Here is a 15,155-nt window from a genome sequence, read left to right as displayed (position 1 = left end):
AGGCGCTCCTTGCGCCGGTGTTCAAGCTGGTCGGCATTCTGATGAGGGCCGCGCCCGTCGGCGCTTTCGGCGCCATGGCCTTCACCATCGGCAAATATGGCATCGGTTCGGTGGCCAACCTCGCGATGCTGGTCGCGACGTTCTATTTCACTGCCTTCTTCTTCGTATTCGGGATTCTCGGCGCGGTCTGCCGATACAACGGCTTCTCGATCTTTTCTCTCGTGCGCTACATCAAGGAAGAGCTGCTGCTGGTCCTGGCAACGTCCTCCTCGGAGGCCGCGCTGCCCTCGCTCATGGAAAAGATGGAGAAGGCCGGCGCCAAGCGTTCTGTCGTGGGTCTCGTTATCCCGACTGGATATTCCTTCAATCTGGACGGCACCAATATCTACATGACGCTTGCCGCCCTCTTCCTCGCCCAGGCGACGAACACGCACTTGTCGATTTCCGACCAGGTCCTCCTATTGCTTGTCGCGATGCTTTCCTCGAAGGGTGCCGCAGGTATAACAGGCGCCGGCTTTATCACCTTGGCCGCTACGCTCTCCGTAATCCCGAGCGTTCCCGTTGCTGGGATGGCTCTGATCCTTGGCGTGGACCGCTTCATGTCCGAATGCCGAGCGCTGACGAATGTAGTCGGCAACGCGGTGGCCTCGCTCGTTGTCGCCCGCTGGGAAGACGAATTGGACGAAGCGCGCATGAAAGCTGCCTTCTGCGGGAGCTTGCCGAGAGATTAAACCGGCCATCCGCCCCAGCAAGATTGCTGCAGCGCGACTAATCCAGTCGCCGGGCTAACATCCGAACGAAACAATCGGCTCGCTGGCTCTAAACAGTGCTTCGCGGGCCACAGATCAGAAGCGCCAAATGCGGTGAGTACAAGAAATATGGACGCCTTATCGAAACGAACCGTAGATCGACACCCGCGCGGTTGCGCCTGGAGCGCCGTTCATTGGATAGGCTGTCGATCGTGCAGGATGCCGAAATTTTCACTTTGCCGCCCCGAACCGTCGCTGGGATGCGCCGGATGACAGAGAGACAGCCGATCAGAATTGGAGCGACGGCAAAGCGCCCCACAATTGTCGATCTCGCCCGCGAAGCCGGGGTGAGCGTGGCGACTGTCGATCGGGTCCTGAACGCTCGCCTGCCGGTGCGGGAGAAGACCGCGCGGCGGGTCCACGAGGCCGCCCACGCGATAGGCTATCATGCTGCGGGTCTCATCAAACAGCGCTTGCAACGGGATCTGCCGCGCTACCGGCTAGGCTTCATCTTGAGAAAACCGGCCCAGCATTTCTACCAGGAGTTCGCGCGCGAGGTCGAAGCGTCGGTGAGTTCGGCCCAGTCCTTCCACGGCATTCCGCTCATCGAATTCGCGCCATCACATTTGCCCGGGGACCTGACCACCCTCCTTAAGGATCTTGGTAGCCGATGCCACGCGATCGCCATGGTGGCGCCGGACCACCCGAAGATCACGGCAGCAGTCGAGGAGCTCAAGGCGAAAGGCATCCCGGTTTTCTCGCTCCTTTCTGACTTCGCCGCTGGCGTGCGCGAGGGTTACATCGGTCTCAACAACCGCAGGGTCGGGCGGACGGCAGCTTGGATGTTCTCCAAGGCCGCTAAACGGCCTGGCAAGGTGGCGGTGTTTGTCGGCAGCCACCGTTTCCAGGGTCACGAGCTACGGGAAAGCGGCTTTCGTTCTTTTTTCCGTGAGAACGAGCCAGCATTCGAGGTGCTCGATACGCTCGTGAACCTTGAGAAACGACAGATCACTTACGAGGCGCTGCTGGACCTTATGCAGCGGGAACCTGAGCTCGTCGGCTTCTACGTGGCCGGCGGTGGCATGGAGGGCGCTATCTCAGCGCTCCGGGAAGAGGGCAAAGGTCAGGATCTCGTGGCGATCGTGAATGAAATCACGCCGGAGTCACGGGAGGCCCTCGCTGATGACATCATCACGATGGCGGTCGCCACGCCACTGCGCCGACTTTGCCAGGAGCTGATGTTGCTGATGGATCGCGCCATCAAGACCGGCACGGCGGAGACGCCGGGGCAGACATTTCTGCCGTTTGACATCTATCTGCCGGAAAACATCTGAAATGATGTGATCTATCGCCATGGCCGACATTCCTTTCATAAATGCAAGAATCGCTCGATTGACTAGCCTGCTCCAATCAGGTTTGTGCATCGGCCTGCAGTGGGGCGCGCGGAGAAGCCAGACAAGACTGGCGCCGCATTTCTGGAAGGAAAGCTCCGCCCATGCGCCAGGTATCTCCCCGCTTTGCGCTCGAAGACATGGCGGCCCCATCGGTCGACGTCAGTGCAATTTTCGCAGTTGCGCGTGATCAGGGCCTGACCGATGTTCAAATCCGTGACCATCATTTCAGCAATCCTGTTACACACGCCATTTCGGCTGCGCAGGTCCGCTCTGCCGCTACCGAAGCCGGCGTCACGATAACCTCGATGAACGCCTTGCAGCGCTTCGACGACTGGACTCCCACCCGTCGGGCGGAGGCGAACAAGCTGGCCGACTACGCGGCGGCGTGCGGGGCTAAGACGGTCGTGCTGGTGCCGGTCAACCACGGCTCGCGGGCCAGCACTGGCGAGCGCCATGACAGTCTCCGCTTCGCTCTAAACGCGCTCAAGCCGATCCTCCAGTCGCGCGGTCTTGTCGGCCTGATCGAGCCGCTGGGCTTTCGAACCTGCTCGCTTCGATCAAAGAAGGAAGCGGCCGATGCCATTGCCGCGGTTGATGGCCAGTCCGTGTTCCGCCTGATGCACGATACTTTTCACCATACCCTGGCTGGGGAGACGTCCTTGTTTGGCGAGCTTACCGGACTGGTGCACATTTCAGGCGTGAACGACCCGACCTTCTGGATTTACCCGGATTGCTTTCTTGGAGGTTCCGACAATGGCAGTCAGATCCAGGCGCTGCTTGACGATGGCTACGCGGGACCCTTCTCGTTCGAGCTGGTCGAGGAAGTGCGCACGTTGGACGAGCTCGCTGGCGCGCTTGCCGCCAGCATTGATTTCGTCCAGCGCGTGCTGTCGACGCGAAAGCAGTTGGTCGCGGAGGTAGTAAATGGAATGGCGCCTAAAGCCTCCCGTGTTGTCACAGCGGAGCAGCCATGCGAGATGCCTCCTGCATCATTATCTCGCGCATCCAGATGCTTGCCGGATCGGTATTGTGGAGTGCCGGCCACTGGGCGGCTTCGGTGAAAGCGGGAAGCGGCAGCGGAAGTTCCACAATCTGAAGGGGGAAGGTTTTTTCGAAGTGCTTAACCAGCCGGAAGGGCATGGTCGCAATACGAGCTGTGCCGGACACCATGGGTGGGATCATGCTGAAGCCCTGCACGGCCACCTCGACACGTCTTTTAAGACCATGCTCAAGTAAGAACCATTCCTCGACGGACGGCATCAGCGAACGTCCGAACCTGACCGAGACGTGCCTCATCGACAGATATCTCTCGAATGTAAGCTGCCGTGGCAGCTGCCTGTTCGTGGGACAGCCGACGCATACGAGCCTCTCGCCGAACAAGGCCACGCTTGAATGCGCGCTCGACGTGAACAAATCCGGGAGAATTACAAAATCGACGTCGCCGCGCCGGAGACGCTCATCGGGGCTATCGTTGATAGGCAGCAATTCGAAGCTGACGGCGGGGGCTTCCCGGGCAACACGCTCCACGACTTTCTCAAAAAAAACGAGCGTGGCGAAATCGGAAATAATGATCCTGAAGCGGCGATCGGATCGAGCCGGGTCAAACGGATCCGAAGAAATAATCGTACGTTGGATGTGCAGGAGAGCGTCGCGGACTGCGGGACCAAGTGCAGCCGCACGTGACGTCAGAATACGTTCGCGGCCGCTCATGCTGAACAGTTCATCGCCGAAAAAATCGCGCAGCCGGGCGACGGCCGCACTCATCGCCGGCTGACTGAGATTTATCCGGCGTGCCGCCGCCGAGAGATTGCGCTCGGCCAGCAATGCGTCCAGCACGACGAGAAGGTTGAGATCAAGCCCCTTGAAACGCATTTCTGCGGCTATCCATAGAGTGGATACCTTCCATCGAAACAAACGATTTTATCATTGTGCTGAAATCTCGCATGGACAAACACCTGACGCACCGATCACCCGCTGCCTCTATGCCGCGATGAGCGTCTTAAGGACAACCCGAAAGGAGAAAATCTTCCATGCGCTCTGCCGTGCAGTGGAGGTTATGCTGGGAAAATAACTTGCAAGTGGCCGACCATGTCGAGCTCTCCGATTTTTTCCGAAACATCTATGGACGAAACGGAGCCTTCGGCGCAAAGCCATTCGAAGGTGGCCGCAGTTGGGCCGGCGCAAGACCGGAACTCCGCTTTATTGCCAGCGACCCTCAGGGCGTAGCGGCACACATCGGTATTCTGCGCCGCTTCATCAGGGTTGGCGAGGTCGATGTCCTAGTGGCTGAGTTGGGCCTGTATGGCGTTCGTCAGGATCTTGAGAAGCTCGGAATCAGCTTTGCAATGCGCACGGTGTATCCAGTCCTGCAGCAGATGGGGGTTCCATTCGCTTTCGGCACGGTTCGGCACGCAATGCGCAACCATGTTGAGAGGTACTGCAGAGAGGGCCTAGCCACCATTGTGCCAAGCGTCCGCGTCCGTTCGAGCCGCGCAAATGTGCATCACGACCTGCCGTCCACGCGCCTGGAGGACGTGCTCGTCTTGGTTTCGCCGATTGGACGCTCGATGGACGAGTGGCCTTCCGGCACGCTGATCGACCGTAACGGTCCGGAGCTATGAAACTCCGGGACTACATATCTGTCCCGAGTGGCTAGCAAAATCGGCTCCCGGCGACGTTCTTCGCCATCGCAGCCTGCGCCGCAGACCAGCCGGACTCATCCGGCTGGTATGAGCATTAAGCTTTGTCAGTTGCACAAGTTTAATGGCTAGTTTCCCGGACGCGCGCTGCCCAGGAGTCAAGTCACCCCAACGTAAAAACAAGCTGAAATGGAAAGAAACAAATAATGTCTGATCAACTTACAACGGAAATCGTAGAGATAATCAGGAAGCGCGTCGAATCGGAGAACGCCGAGGGAACGACTGCAGCATCCGTCGGCGAAATAACCACTGCGACGGAAGTGACTGGGCTCGGCATCGATTCACTGGGATTGGCGGACGTGCTCTGGGATCTCGAACAGGCCTACGGCATCAAGATCGAGATGAACTCGGCCGAGGCGTGGTCTGATCTCCAAACTGTCGGCGACATGGTGGAAGCCATCCGCGGCTTGCTCAACAAGGCGGCTTGAATGGATCGGCGGGTCGTTATCACCGGACTGGGCGGGCTGTGCGGACTGGGCACCGATGTCGGCTCCATCTGGAGAGGCATGCGCGAGGGCCGATCGGCCATCGGTCCCATTGTCAATGCACAGCTTCACGGGCTGGAGGGCACGATCGGCGCCGAGATCAAGACGCTGCCTGAGCACGACGTTGACCCCAGGCAGCTGCTCGCCATGGGCCGTTTTAGCCTGCTTGCCGTGCTTGCAGCACGCGAAGCCATGCGACAGGCCGGACTTTCCTGCAATGAAGGCAATGCCCATCGCTTTGGCGCAACAGTGGGCGTCGCCTTCGGCGGCTACGATGCGACCGAAAAAGGCTACCGCGACGTCCTTTTGGGGGGAGCGTCCCGCGTTGATCTGTTCTCCGGAGTAAAGGCGATGCCGAGCGCGGCTGCGTGCCAAGTCAGCATGAGCCTCGGCCTTCGCGGGCCGGTCTTCGGCGTCACCACCGCCTGTGCATCGGGCAATCATGCGATCGCCTCGGCCGTAGACCAGATCAAGTACGGCCGGGCCGACGTGATGCTTGCGGGAGGCAGCGACGCGCCGTTCGTGTTTATGATGGTGAAGGCATGGGAAGCGATGCGCGTGCTCGCTCCGGATACTTGCCGGCCCTTCTCCGCCGACCGGAAGGGACTGGTGCTGGGCGAAGGTGCGGGCATGGCCGTACTGGAAAGCTATGAGCATGCTACCGCCCGGGGTGCAACGATTCTTGCCGAGGTCGCCGGCATCGGCCTGTCTGCCGATGCCTCCCACATCGCCGCGCCGGCAGTTCACGGGCCGGAGCGCGCGATGCGCGCCTGCCTTGCCGATGCGAAACTGAATCCCGAGGACGTCGAGTACCTGAACGCGCACGGCACCGGCACCAAGGCCAACGATCAAATCGAAACGGCGGCGATCAAGCGCGTCTTCGGTGAGCATGCTTATTCGATGTCCGTCTCTTCCACCAAATCCACCCACGCGCACTGTCAAGGTGCAGCGAGTGCGCTTGAGATGATCGCCTGTGTGATGGCGATTCAGGAGGGCGTCGTACCGCCGACCGCCAACTATCGCGAGCCAGACCCCGATTGCGATCTCGACGTCACGCCCAACGTGCCGCGCGAGCGTAAGGTGCGTGTGGCCATGAGCAACGCGTTTGCCATGGGCGGCGTGAATTCAGTTCTAGCCTTCAAACACGTATAGTAAGCCTCCGACATGTTTGCCGCAAAGCCCTTCCGGGCGCCGTCGCTTTGCTGGCAGTCTGAAGGCTCTCCCAGTGCACCACCAGTCAGCTCCAGGTGGTCAGGTCGGTCGAGCCGCGCCTGGTCTCGCAGCCGAGGCCGGCCGCGGCCAATTGCGCGAACTCGCCCAACGCGGTTTGGGCTGCATAGACGATTCTACCTCGCAGCAGGGGTCCTGGCGCGGATCAGGAGCGGCGAGGAAGCCACTCATTGGAGCCGAGACTTCTGGCTCGGCGACACTCAGAGGTGACCGAATTCACCGGCCTGAAGAATGAGGAGAAAAGATGTTTGAATTGACCGGCCGCAAGGCGCTCGTCACCGGCGCATCGGGGGGCATTGGCGAGGCGATCGCCCGTGTGCTGCATGCGCAGGGCGCCATTGTCGGCCTGCACGGCACCCGCGTCGAGAAACTGGAGACCTTGGCTGACGAACTCGGCGATCGGGTAAAACTTTTCCCGGCCAATCTGTCGAACCGCGACGAGGTCAAGGCGCTCGGCCAGAAGGCGGAGGTCGAGCTCGAAGGCGTTGATATCCTAGTCAACAATGCCGGCATTACCAAGGACGGTCTGTTCGTGCGCATGGCGGACGCCGATTGGGATAGCGTGCTTGAGGTCAATCTGACCGCCGTGTTCCGGCTGACCCGCGAACTCACCCATCCGATGATGCGGCGCCGGCATGGCCGCATCATCAACATCACCTCTGTGGTTGGCGTCACCGGCAATCCCGGCCAGACCAATTACTGCGCCTCCAAGGCCGGCATGATTGGCTTTTCCAAGTCGCTGGCGCAGGAGATCGCCACCCGCAACATCACCGTCAACTGCGTCGCCCCTGGCTTCATCGAATCGGCGATGACCGACAAGCTCAACGACAAGCAGAAAGAGGCGATCATGGCAGCGATCCCGACGCGGCGCATGGGCGCCAGCGCTGAAGTCGCGTCCGCCGTCGCCTACCTCGCCTCCGATGAAGCAGCCTACGTCACCGGCCAGACCATCCACGTCAATGGCGGCATGGCCATGATCTGAGCACGGGGTGACCGGAGCCCTACCTTGTCGTAGGCATCACGCGACAGGTCTCACCGCCGCGGTTTGCAGGGCAAGTGGTGCTGCAATGCGGATCAAACCTCCGCGGCGCTTGTCGTAAACGGTTCATCCCGCAGCCGGGCCACGGCTGCACTCATGGCCGGGCGAATGAGTTGATGCACGTGCCGCGGCAGCGCAAAGGGGGAATCAAAGCCAGGCCACAGGCCCTCCCAAGGTCGACATGAAAGATCCTTGCCCTCACCGATGCGCTCGGCACTCGCGTGCTTCGTCCTCCTGTCAGGAGGCCGCTTCGATACGGTGGGTTTCGCCCGCCCATCAAGGGCGTCGCCTTCGGCGATCCGAACGCCGACACGGGGTTCAATAGCAACACCATCATTGCCGATCTGAACGAGCGCAGCGCCAAGATCGTGATCCAGCACGATCCGAGGCGCGCCTTGCCGCCGCCTCTCGATCTGGAAGCGTCATCTGATCGAGAACTTCTTCTGCACCCAAGCGTATGCCAGCTGACAACTCCAACCAGAGCTTCGAAGCGACCATCGACCGCACCCGCGGCATAAACCCACGATGGCCCCAGCAAGCCTAGACCAAGGCCAGCCAAGCTGCGTATCCGGACGCGGTACCCGACCCAGAGACATGCACTTCGAGTTCCGCTCCTCGCCCCGGGAGTCTCACAGTCTGCAAGCGCAACACCTGCCAATCAGCTGACGATCTGTCGCCTCAGGCAACATGAGAGTGGGCGGTAACGGCCGACACAAGTCCAGGAGCGCTGGGGGCCTCTCGTGGATTCGCAGGAGTAGCCAGCCGGGATGCTTCCTGCACCATTATCTCCCGCATCCAGATGCTGGCCGGATCGCTGTTGTGGTTGGCCAGCCATTGGACGGCTTCGGTGAAAACGGGAAGCGGCAGCGGAAGTTCGACGACCTTAAGGGGGAATGTTTTTTCGAAGTGCTTAACCAGCCGGAGGGGCACGGACGAAATACGAGCTGTGCCGGACACCATTGGCGGCACCATGCTGAAGCCCTGCACCTCGACTTCGACACGTCTTTTCAGGCCGTGCTCAAGCAAGAACAGTTCCTCCATGGAGGGCTTGCGCCAACGTCCGAACCTGACGCAGACGTGCCTCATCGACAGGTATCTCTCAAATGTAAGCTGCCGTGGCAGCTGCTTGTTGGCGGCACAGCCCACGCATACCAGCTTCTCATCGAAAAGCGCCACGCTTGGATGCGCGCCCGACATGAACATATCCGGAAGAATTACAAAGTCGATGTCGCCTCGCCGGAGGAGCTCATTTGGGTTGTCATCGAGAGGCAGCAATTCGAACGTGACGGCGGGGGCTTCCCGAGCGACACGTTCCACGACTTTTTCAAAAAACACCAGCGTGGCGAAATCGGAAATAATGATCCTGAAGCGGCGATCGGATCGATTTGGGTCAAACGGATCGGACGAAATAATCGAGGACTGGATGCGCAGGAGAGCGTCGCGGACTGCGGGGCCAAGTGCTACCGCACGTGACGTCAGAATACGTTCGCGACCGTTCATGCTGAACAGTTCATCGCCGAAAAAATCGCGCAGCCGGGCGACGGCCGCACTCATGGCCGGCTGACTCAGGTTTATGCGGTGTGCCGCCGCCGAGAGATTGCGCTCGGCCAGCAATGCGTCCAGCACAACGAGAAGATTGAGATCAAGTCCCTTGAAACGCATGGGCGCGGCTATCCATCGAGTGGATACCTTTCATCGAAACAAACGATTTTACCAGTTTTGCTGAACGTCGCATAGGGACCTTACAAGGATGTAAGCAAGCCCTAAAGGAACTTAATGCTTGCGTGGGTGCCGGACAGCATTTCTGGCGTATGCCTTCCGGTGTCGGCCGGATCGCATGTCCAGTGCGGCTAAAGTTCCTCGGTGATCTGCGAAAGCCATATCGCGTCTGCTCGACGCGACAAGCTCCCCGTCATTAGGCGCTTACCTCAGGAAAACACGAACTAATGAGGTCTTTCCATGCGCTCTGAAGTGCAGTGGAGGTTGTGTTGGGAAAACGAGTTGCAACTGCATGAGCATGTCGAGCTCTCAGACTTCTTGCACAAAACCTATGGAGGGACTGGCACCTTCTCCGCAAGGCGATTCGAAGGCGGCCGCAGTTGGGCCGGCGCGAGGCCAGAGTTCCGCGCAATTGGTAGGGACGCGCACGGTGTAGCGGCACATCTCGGTCTACTGCGCCGGTTCATCAAAGTTGGCGAGATCGACGTGCTGGTGGCCGAACTCGGATTGTACGGGGTGCGTCGGGATCTTGAGGGCCTCGGCATCAGCTTGTCGATGCGCAGTCTGTATCCAGCGCTGGAGCAGATGGGCGTTCCATTCGCTTTCGGCACGGTTCGGCACGAAATGCGAAATCATATTCAGAGGCTCTGCAATGCGGGGCTTGGGAAGATTGTGCCGGACGTTCGCATCCGCTCGACCCTGGCAGACATACATCCCGACCTGCCGCCCACACGCTTGGAGGACGATCTCGTCCTGGTCTCGCCGATCGGGCGGTCGATGGACGAGTGGCCGTCCGGCACCTTCATCGAGCGGAACGGTCCGGAGCTATGAAACATCTGGACTGTATATGTGAAGTGCCCAGTGACTGCGCTGACGGCACCGAAGAGCGCAGCGTCTATCTCACGTTTGACGACGGCCCCGATCCCGTTTGGACACCGGAGGTCCTCGACCTGCTGGCGCAACACCGGACACCGGCGACGTTCTTCGTGATCGGTGACGCGGCTGTAGACCGGCCGGAGCTTATCCGGCGAATGATTGCCGATGGGCATGAAGTGGCCAATCACACGATGACTCATCCGGACCTGTCCAGATGCGCACCCGGCGAAGTTGAACGTGAAATCGTTGAGGCGAACAGCGCCATCATGATGGCGTGCCCCCACGCTGCGGTGCGGTACTTTCGTGCGCCGTATGGGAGCTGGACCGAAGAAGTTCTCACAGCCTCGGCGAGCACTGGATTGGCACCCCTGCATTGGTCAGTAGACCCGCGAGACTGGTCTCGCCCCGGCGCCGACTCGATTGTCGATTCAGTTCTTGCCGGTCTCCGCCCGGGCGCGATTGTGCTCCTGCACGACGGGTGCGAGCGCTCTCAAAGCGATCCACGCGAGCAGACGGTTATGGCGCTGTCCCGCCTGATTCCAGCGCTGCACGACCGCGGATTCACAGTCCGACCCCTTCCTCAACATCATTGAACAAACGAGATCTTATGGACCCGCTTACCACAGCCAGTACCGTCGCCGTTTCGTGTTATGCGCTGCTCTCGACCGTTTATAAAGGTATGCAAGCGGTTTACGCGCAGCCGGGACACGTTGCATCAATCTCGGACGACTTGCTCGCCTCCGACCTTTGGCCGAGCGTGGATGTCATTATCCCCTGTTACAATGAGGAGCCGCGTACACTTTCGGCCTGTCTGGCTTCGGTTGCCAACCAGGAATACGCCGGAAAGCTGCACGTCTATGTGGTGGATGACGGTTCTGGAAATCGCAAGGCCCTCACGCCGGTGCATCACGCCTACGTAGACGACCCCAGATTCACGTTTATTCAGCTCCCCCACAATGTCGGCAAACGCAAGGCGCAGATCGCAGCGATCCGTGGCTCGTCTGGAGATTTCGTGCTCAGCGTCGACTCTGACACGACTCTCGAGCCCGACGTGATTGCGAAACTTACCGCAAGGATGCGGGATCCAGCGATCGGCGCCGCCATGGGCCAGCTGACGGCATCCAACCGGAGCGACACTTGGTTGACCCGGCTGATTGACATGGAGTATTGGCTCGCCTGCAACGAGGAGCGCGCTGCGCAGGCTCGCTTTGGTGCGGTCATGTGCTGTTGCGGCCCATGTGCAATGTACCGCCGCTCTTCTCTGATGTCGCTGCTAGATCAATACGAGACTCAGCTGTTTAGGGGCAAGCCTAGCGACTTCGGCGAGGACCGCCATCTTACCATCCTGATGCTGAAAGCAGGCTTTCGGACCGAGTACGTTCCGGACGCGATCGCGGCGACAGTCGTTCCGGATAAGCTTGGACCCTATCTACGCCAACAACTACGCTGGGCACGAAGCACTTTCCGCGACACGCTGCTGGCACTGCGCCTGTTGCCGAGCCTCGATCGCTATCTCACGTTGGACGTAATTGGACAGAATCTCGGCCCATTGTTGCTCGCCGTCGCTGTACTAGCCGGGCTCGCAGAGCTCGCATTGACAGATACGGTGCCTTGGCCAACGGCAGTGATCATTGCCGGCATGACGACCATTCGATGCACCGTGATAGCTTTTCGTGCACGCCAATCTCGGTTTTTCGGCTTTTCTCTGCACACGTTCATCAACATCTTTCTCCTCCTTCCCTTGAAAGCTTATGCGTTGTGTACATTGAGCAACAGTGACTGGCTGTCGCGCAAAAATGCTACCCAGCCCCACGGGAGCAAGAAGCCGATCATCATCGCAAACCCGATCACCAGAGCAAATGGTACAGGCAGCCCGGGAATTGCCGGCTCGAATCGTACGGCGGATCGTTCGCGCGATTCTGCACAGCTGGTTAAGCCTGGGGTTCTTCACAGCTCCGACTGACCGAATAACTTTCGTTGCCAATACGTCGAGAGCTTAGGCATGCATCAACGATCGGAACGGGAACCAGCCGAATGCGATCGTAGGCTTTCGACCCTTTTTTGCACGGGAGCGACACGCGTTTCTCCGCTGTCATTTCCCAAAGGACCAGCACAGATACGGCTGCTCTGGACCAGAACCTCGAACGTAGGCAGCCGGCCGGCCGATTGGCCTGTTTCAGCCTGAGATAGACGCATGTCCAATGTAGCAGTCGACCTTAACGACGTAACCAAGTCATTTGGCAGCAAGCTCGTTGTGAACGGGTTGTCATTCGCCGTGGGTACGGGAGAGTGCTTCGGCCTGCTGGGGCCGAACGGTGCAGGCAAGAGCACGATTGCGCGCATGCTCCTCGGCATGACCCGGCCTGACTCGGGTAAGATCACAGTGCTCGGAGTGCCGGTGCCGGCTCGAAGTCGCTTGGCCCGCAAGGGCATAGGCGTCGTTCCGCAGTTCGACAACCTGGACCTGGAATTCACGGTCCGCGAGAACCTGGTGGTGTTCGGGCGGTACTTCGGCATGAGTACACGGGAGATTCAACGGGTCGTTCCATCTCTCCTCGAGTTTGCCCGCCTTGAGAGCAAGGCGGACGCACGCGTCGGCCAGCTATCAGGCGGCATGAAGCGGCGTCTAACGTTGGCACGCGCGCTGATCAACGACCCCCAGCTCCTTATAATGGACGAGCCGACTACCGGCCTCGACCCGCACGCCCGCCACCTGATCTGGGAGCGGCTGCGTTTTCTGCTGGCGAGCGGAAAGACGATTATTTTGACTACCCACTTCATGGAAGAGGCTGAGCGGCTATGCGATCGGCTGTGTGTACTGGAGCGGGGACGCAAGATTGCCGAGGGCAGCCCTCATGCTCTGATAGACGAACATATTGGATGCAATGTGATCGAGATCTTTGGCGGGAATCCGCAGGAGCTGACTTCGCTGATTAAGCCGTACGTTCAGCGCATTGAGGTAAGCGGCGAGACACTCTTTTGCTATGCGCCCGATCCAGAGCAGGTGCGTGTCCAGCTTCGCGGGCGCGCGGGTCTGCGGATTTTGGAGCGCCCACCAAGTCTGGAGGACGTCTTCTTGCGGCTAACCGGACGCGAGATGGAGAAGTGAATGATGCGTGAAGGTCTTGCGGCGGCACTGCCCGCCAACGCGTGGAACTGGATTGCGGTGTGGCGCCGCAACTATCTGGCGTGGAAGAAGGTCGCATTTGCGTCGCTTCTCGGTACTCTTGCCGATCCGATGATTTACCTTTTCGGGCTCGGTACTGGTCTTGGACTAATGGTAGGTCGGGTTGAAGGCGCCTCGTACATTGCCTTCTTGGCAGCCGGGATGGTCGCGACAGGCGCGATGACCGCATCGACCTTCGAAACAATATACGCGGTTTTCAGTCGCATGCGCGACCTGGGCACCTGGGAAGCAATCCTGCATACACAACTTACCCTGGGCGACATCGTTCTCGGTGAATTGGCATGGGCAGCCACCAAGGCCTTTCTGGCCGGCACGGCAATTACCATTGTTGCTGCCACCCTGGGCTATGCGGCGTGGACGTCCGTCCCCTATGTGCTGCCGGTCGTCGCTCTCACCGGCTTCGCCTTTGCCAGCCTGGCAATGGTCGTCATCGCGCTCGCGCCCAGCTACCACTATTTTATATTCTATCAGACGCTCGTCATCACACCCATGCTGTTCCTGTCTGGCGCGGTCTTTCCAGTCGGCCAGCTGCCAGGCGCCTTTCAGCGCCTGGCGGCCTTCTCGCCGCTGGCGAACTCTATCGACCTGATCCGTCCGGTAATGCTTGGCCACGCGGCAGACAACGTCGGGCTGCATATCGGCGCACTTTGTATGTATGCGGTATTGCCGTTTTTCCTCTCTGCTGCGCTGTTTCGTCGACGCCTGATGCGTTGACGCTGCTGACGACGGCCCGAGAAGGAGGCCTCGATGGATCGCGAACTGGTTACCATCAGAGCTGGAGCCAAGCTGCGTGGCACAGCAACACTAAAGCGAAGCCGCCACTTAGCCATTGCCGCAAGCATCCGCCGATGTCGGCCGCGAAAAGTCTAGGAGCGGTCCGGTTGCATGAGGGCGAATCGAGTCCCCGTTCAAGACATAGCAGCCGAGCTTGTTGTGCCCTGGTCTGCCCTAAACCCTCGCGACCACTACTAGCTGGAAACACATAGCAATGACACACCGCACGCCGACACCTCAGCCTTTTGTTATCCTTGCCATGCCAAGGACTGGCACACACTATCTGGAGGAATTGCTAAATGAGCATCCGACCGTACTAAGCAACGGTGAGTTGCTCAATGAGTATGATACCAATTGGCCCGGGAAGGATCGCCTGCTACGCACCGATCGTGAGCTCCTTGAACAAGCCTATTTGCGCTATCCCACGCCAGACTACAGGAACGTGACGCATATCGGCTGCAAGATCAATGAACCCCAATTTCACGATCGCCCAGCTTTTTTTGCTGAACTGACTCGTTGGCCAGCACTCAAGGTAATCCTCGTAACCCGAAACATATTGGAATCGCTACGGTCCTTTGCACAGGCAAGGCAAAGCGGCCAGTGGCTGAAATTCAGTTCGGACGCCGCTCGGCCGCCGCGCGTCAGATTGTCAATCGCTGACTGCGAGGCTTACTTCAAAGCCGCGGACGATTTCCACGCTCGCATCGAGCACTCCTTCACGCCGAGCCACCTGCTTGTAGTCGAATACGAGAGCCTCCTTCACGAACCCGCTGCTTGCCTGGGAAAGGTTTGGGATTTCCTGGGCGCTCCGGCCATTGAGCTATCTGATCGCGCCCTCCTTCAGCGCCAGGAAACGCGAGCGCTAGACCAGACGGTGCAGAATTTTGATGAGTTGCAGCTCCACTTCGCGGATGGACCTTACGCCCGCTTCTTTGACGTCGGTGGTCTCTGACTGGCGCCGTTCTCGGTTCACGCTCGAAGCCAAGCTTCTGTGCCATCTGAT

15 protein-coding genes and 1 pseudogene are annotated in these 15,155 nt (G+C 59.5%); 13 read left to right on the top strand and 3 right to left on the bottom strand.

Translation table 11 applies throughout. From position 1 onward, the window contains the following. From BQ8794_RS14975 to BQ8794_RS14965, 3 genes and pseudogenes are all read left to right on the top strand, one after another. Nucleotides 1–731, top strand: a 731-nt coding sequence (locus tag BQ8794_RS14975) for a cation:dicarboxylate symporter family transporter (protein ID WP_244554971.1), incomplete at its 5' end; no start/stop codon positions are given. 287 nt (nt 732–1,018) lie between these two features. After that, a complete protein-coding gene (locus tag BQ8794_RS14970) occupies nt 1,019–2,083 on the top strand; it encodes a LacI family DNA-binding transcriptional regulator (protein ID WP_008878216.1) in 1,065 nt (354 codons plus the stop codon). A gap of 161 nt (nt 2,084–2,244) precedes the next feature. Then, nucleotides 2,245–3,021, top strand: a pseudogene (locus BQ8794_RS14965) (TIM barrel protein); the annotation flags it as partial. Nucleotides 3,022–3,097: 76 nt separating this feature from the next. Here BQ8794_RS14965 and BQ8794_RS14960 read toward each other — a convergent pair. Then, nucleotides 3,098–4,015, bottom strand: a complete 918-nt coding sequence (locus BQ8794_RS14960; RefSeq protein ID WP_077378867.1) for a LysR family transcriptional regulator — start codon at nt 4,013–4,015, stop codon at nt 3,098–3,100. A gap of 158 nt (nt 4,016–4,173) precedes the next feature. Between BQ8794_RS14960 and BQ8794_RS14955 the strand changes: the two genes are divergently transcribed. The 4 genes from BQ8794_RS14955 (at nt 4,174) to fabG (ending at nt 7,539) form a co-directional block, all read left to right on the top strand. Continuing rightward, on the top strand, nt 4,174–4,764 hold the full coding sequence (locus tag BQ8794_RS14955; RefSeq protein ID WP_008878221.1) for a NodA family N-acyltransferase: 591 nt from the start codon (nt 4,174–4,176) through the stop codon (nt 4,762–4,764). A gap of 224 nt (nt 4,765–4,988) precedes the next feature. Beyond that, nucleotides 4,989–5,270 carry an acyl carrier protein gene (locus BQ8794_RS14950; protein WP_008878222.1) on the top strand — a complete coding sequence of 94 codons (282 nt, stop codon included), beginning with the start codon at nt 4,989–4,991 and terminating at the stop codon, nt 5,268–5,270. Further along, a complete protein-coding gene (locus tag BQ8794_RS14945) occupies nt 5,271–6,479 on the top strand; it encodes a beta-ketoacyl-[acyl-carrier-protein] synthase family protein (protein WP_077378864.1) in 1,209 nt (402 codons plus the stop codon). A gap of 322 nt (nt 6,480–6,801) precedes the next feature. Further along, complete coding sequence (gene fabG / locus BQ8794_RS14940) at nt 6,802–7,539, top strand: 3-oxoacyl-[acyl-carrier-protein] reductase (RefSeq protein WP_077378861.1); 738 nt, start codon at nt 6,802–6,804, stop codon at nt 7,537–7,539. Nucleotides 7,540–7,631: 92 nt separating this feature from the next. On the opposite strand, the gene BQ8794_RS36460 is transcribed toward fabG, so the two are convergent. Further along, complete coding sequence (locus BQ8794_RS36460; RefSeq protein ID WP_008878225.1) at nt 7,632–7,976, bottom strand: hypothetical protein; 345 nt, start codon at nt 7,974–7,976, stop codon at nt 7,632–7,634. A 298-nt stretch (nt 7,977–8,274) separates the two neighbouring features. Beyond that, complete coding sequence (locus BQ8794_RS14930) at nt 8,275–9,258, bottom strand: LysR family transcriptional regulator (RefSeq protein ID WP_008878226.1); 984 nt, start codon at nt 9,256–9,258, stop codon at nt 8,275–8,277. Between the two features lie 297 nt (nt 9,259–9,555). Between BQ8794_RS14930 and BQ8794_RS14925 the strand changes: the two genes are divergently transcribed. The 6 genes from BQ8794_RS14925 to BQ8794_RS14900 all read left to right on the top strand — a co-directional run bounded on the left by BQ8794_RS14925 (nt 9,556) and on the right by BQ8794_RS14900 (nt 15,104). Further along, the gene (locus BQ8794_RS14925; RefSeq protein WP_008878227.1) at nt 9,556–10,146 is read left to right on the top strand and encodes a NodA family N-acyltransferase; all 591 of its coding nucleotides are present in this window, start codon (nt 9,556–9,558) and stop codon (nt 10,144–10,146) included. After that, complete coding sequence (gene nodB, locus BQ8794_RS14920; RefSeq protein ID WP_077378858.1) at nt 10,143–10,784, top strand: chitooligosaccharide deacetylase NodB; 642 nt, start codon at nt 10,143–10,145, stop codon at nt 10,782–10,784. The genes BQ8794_RS14925 and nodB overlap by 4 nt, the downstream gene beginning before the upstream one ends. A gap of 14 nt (nt 10,785–10,798) precedes the next feature. Further along, nucleotides 10,799–12,154 carry a chitooligosaccharide synthase NodC gene (gene nodC / locus BQ8794_RS14915; protein WP_077378855.1) on the top strand — a complete coding sequence of 452 codons (1,356 nt, stop codon included), beginning with the start codon at nt 10,799–10,801 and terminating at the stop codon, nt 12,152–12,154. 231 nt (nt 12,155–12,385) lie between these two features. Beyond that, nucleotides 12,386–13,300 carry a nodulation factor ABC transporter ATP-binding protein NodI gene (nodI, locus tag BQ8794_RS14910; RefSeq protein ID WP_008878232.1) on the top strand — a complete coding sequence of 305 codons (915 nt, stop codon included), beginning with the start codon at nt 12,386–12,388 and terminating at the stop codon, nt 13,298–13,300. 3 nt (nt 13,301–13,303) lie between these two features. Beyond that, nucleotides 13,304–14,092 carry an ABC transporter permease gene (locus tag BQ8794_RS14905; protein WP_008878233.1) on the top strand — a complete coding sequence of 263 codons (789 nt, stop codon included), beginning with the start codon at nt 13,304–13,306 and terminating at the stop codon, nt 14,090–14,092. A 274-nt stretch (nt 14,093–14,366) separates the two neighbouring features. Beyond that, nucleotides 14,367–15,104 carry a sulfotransferase gene (locus BQ8794_RS14900; protein ID WP_077378850.1) on the top strand — a complete coding sequence of 246 codons (738 nt, stop codon included), beginning with the start codon at nt 14,367–14,369 and terminating at the stop codon, nt 15,102–15,104. Nucleotides 15,105–15,155: the final 51 nt, after the last annotated feature.

It is taken from the genome of Mesorhizobium prunaredense, from assembly GCF_900156895.1.
Lineage (GTDB): Bacteria > Pseudomonadota > Alphaproteobacteria > Rhizobiales > Rhizobiaceae > Mesorhizobium > Mesorhizobium prunaredense.
This window is presented reverse-complemented; position numbering and strand designations above follow the sequence as displayed.

Coding starts and splice junctions, on each gene's coding strand:
- BQ8794_RS14970 (WP_008878216.1), top strand. CDS start 1,019: ATGACAGAGAGACAGCCGATCAGAATTGGAGCGACGGCAAAGCGCCCC.
- BQ8794_RS14960 (WP_077378867.1), bottom strand. CDS start 4,015: ATGCGTTTCAAGGGGCTTGATCTCAACCTTCTCGTCGTGCTGGACGCA.
- BQ8794_RS14955 (WP_008878221.1), top strand. CDS start 4,174: ATGCGCTCTGCCGTGCAGTGGAGGTTATGCTGGGAAAATAACTTGCAA.
- BQ8794_RS14950 (WP_008878222.1), top strand. CDS start 4,989: ATGTCTGATCAACTTACAACGGAAATCGTAGAGATAATCAGGAAGCGC.
- BQ8794_RS14945 (WP_077378864.1), top strand. CDS start 5,271: ATGGATCGGCGGGTCGTTATCACCGGACTGGGCGGGCTGTGCGGACTG.
- fabG (WP_077378861.1), top strand. CDS start 6,802: ATGTTTGAATTGACCGGCCGCAAGGCGCTCGTCACCGGCGCATCGGGG.
- BQ8794_RS14930 (WP_008878226.1), bottom strand. CDS start 9,258: ATGCGTTTCAAGGGACTTGATCTCAATCTTCTCGTTGTGCTGGACGCA.
- BQ8794_RS14925 (WP_008878227.1), top strand. CDS start 9,556: ATGCGCTCTGAAGTGCAGTGGAGGTTGTGTTGGGAAAACGAGTTGCAA.
- nodB (WP_077378858.1), top strand. CDS start 10,143: ATGAAACATCTGGACTGTATATGTGAAGTGCCCAGTGACTGCGCTGAC.
- nodC (WP_077378855.1), top strand. CDS start 10,799: ATGGACCCGCTTACCACAGCCAGTACCGTCGCCGTTTCGTGTTATGCG.
- nodI (WP_008878232.1), top strand. CDS start 12,386: ATGTCCAATGTAGCAGTCGACCTTAACGACGTAACCAAGTCATTTGGC.
- BQ8794_RS14905 (WP_008878233.1), top strand. CDS start 13,304: ATGCGTGAAGGTCTTGCGGCGGCACTGCCCGCCAACGCGTGGAACTGG.
- BQ8794_RS14900 (WP_077378850.1), top strand. CDS start 14,367: ATGACACACCGCACGCCGACACCTCAGCCTTTTGTTATCCTTGCCATG.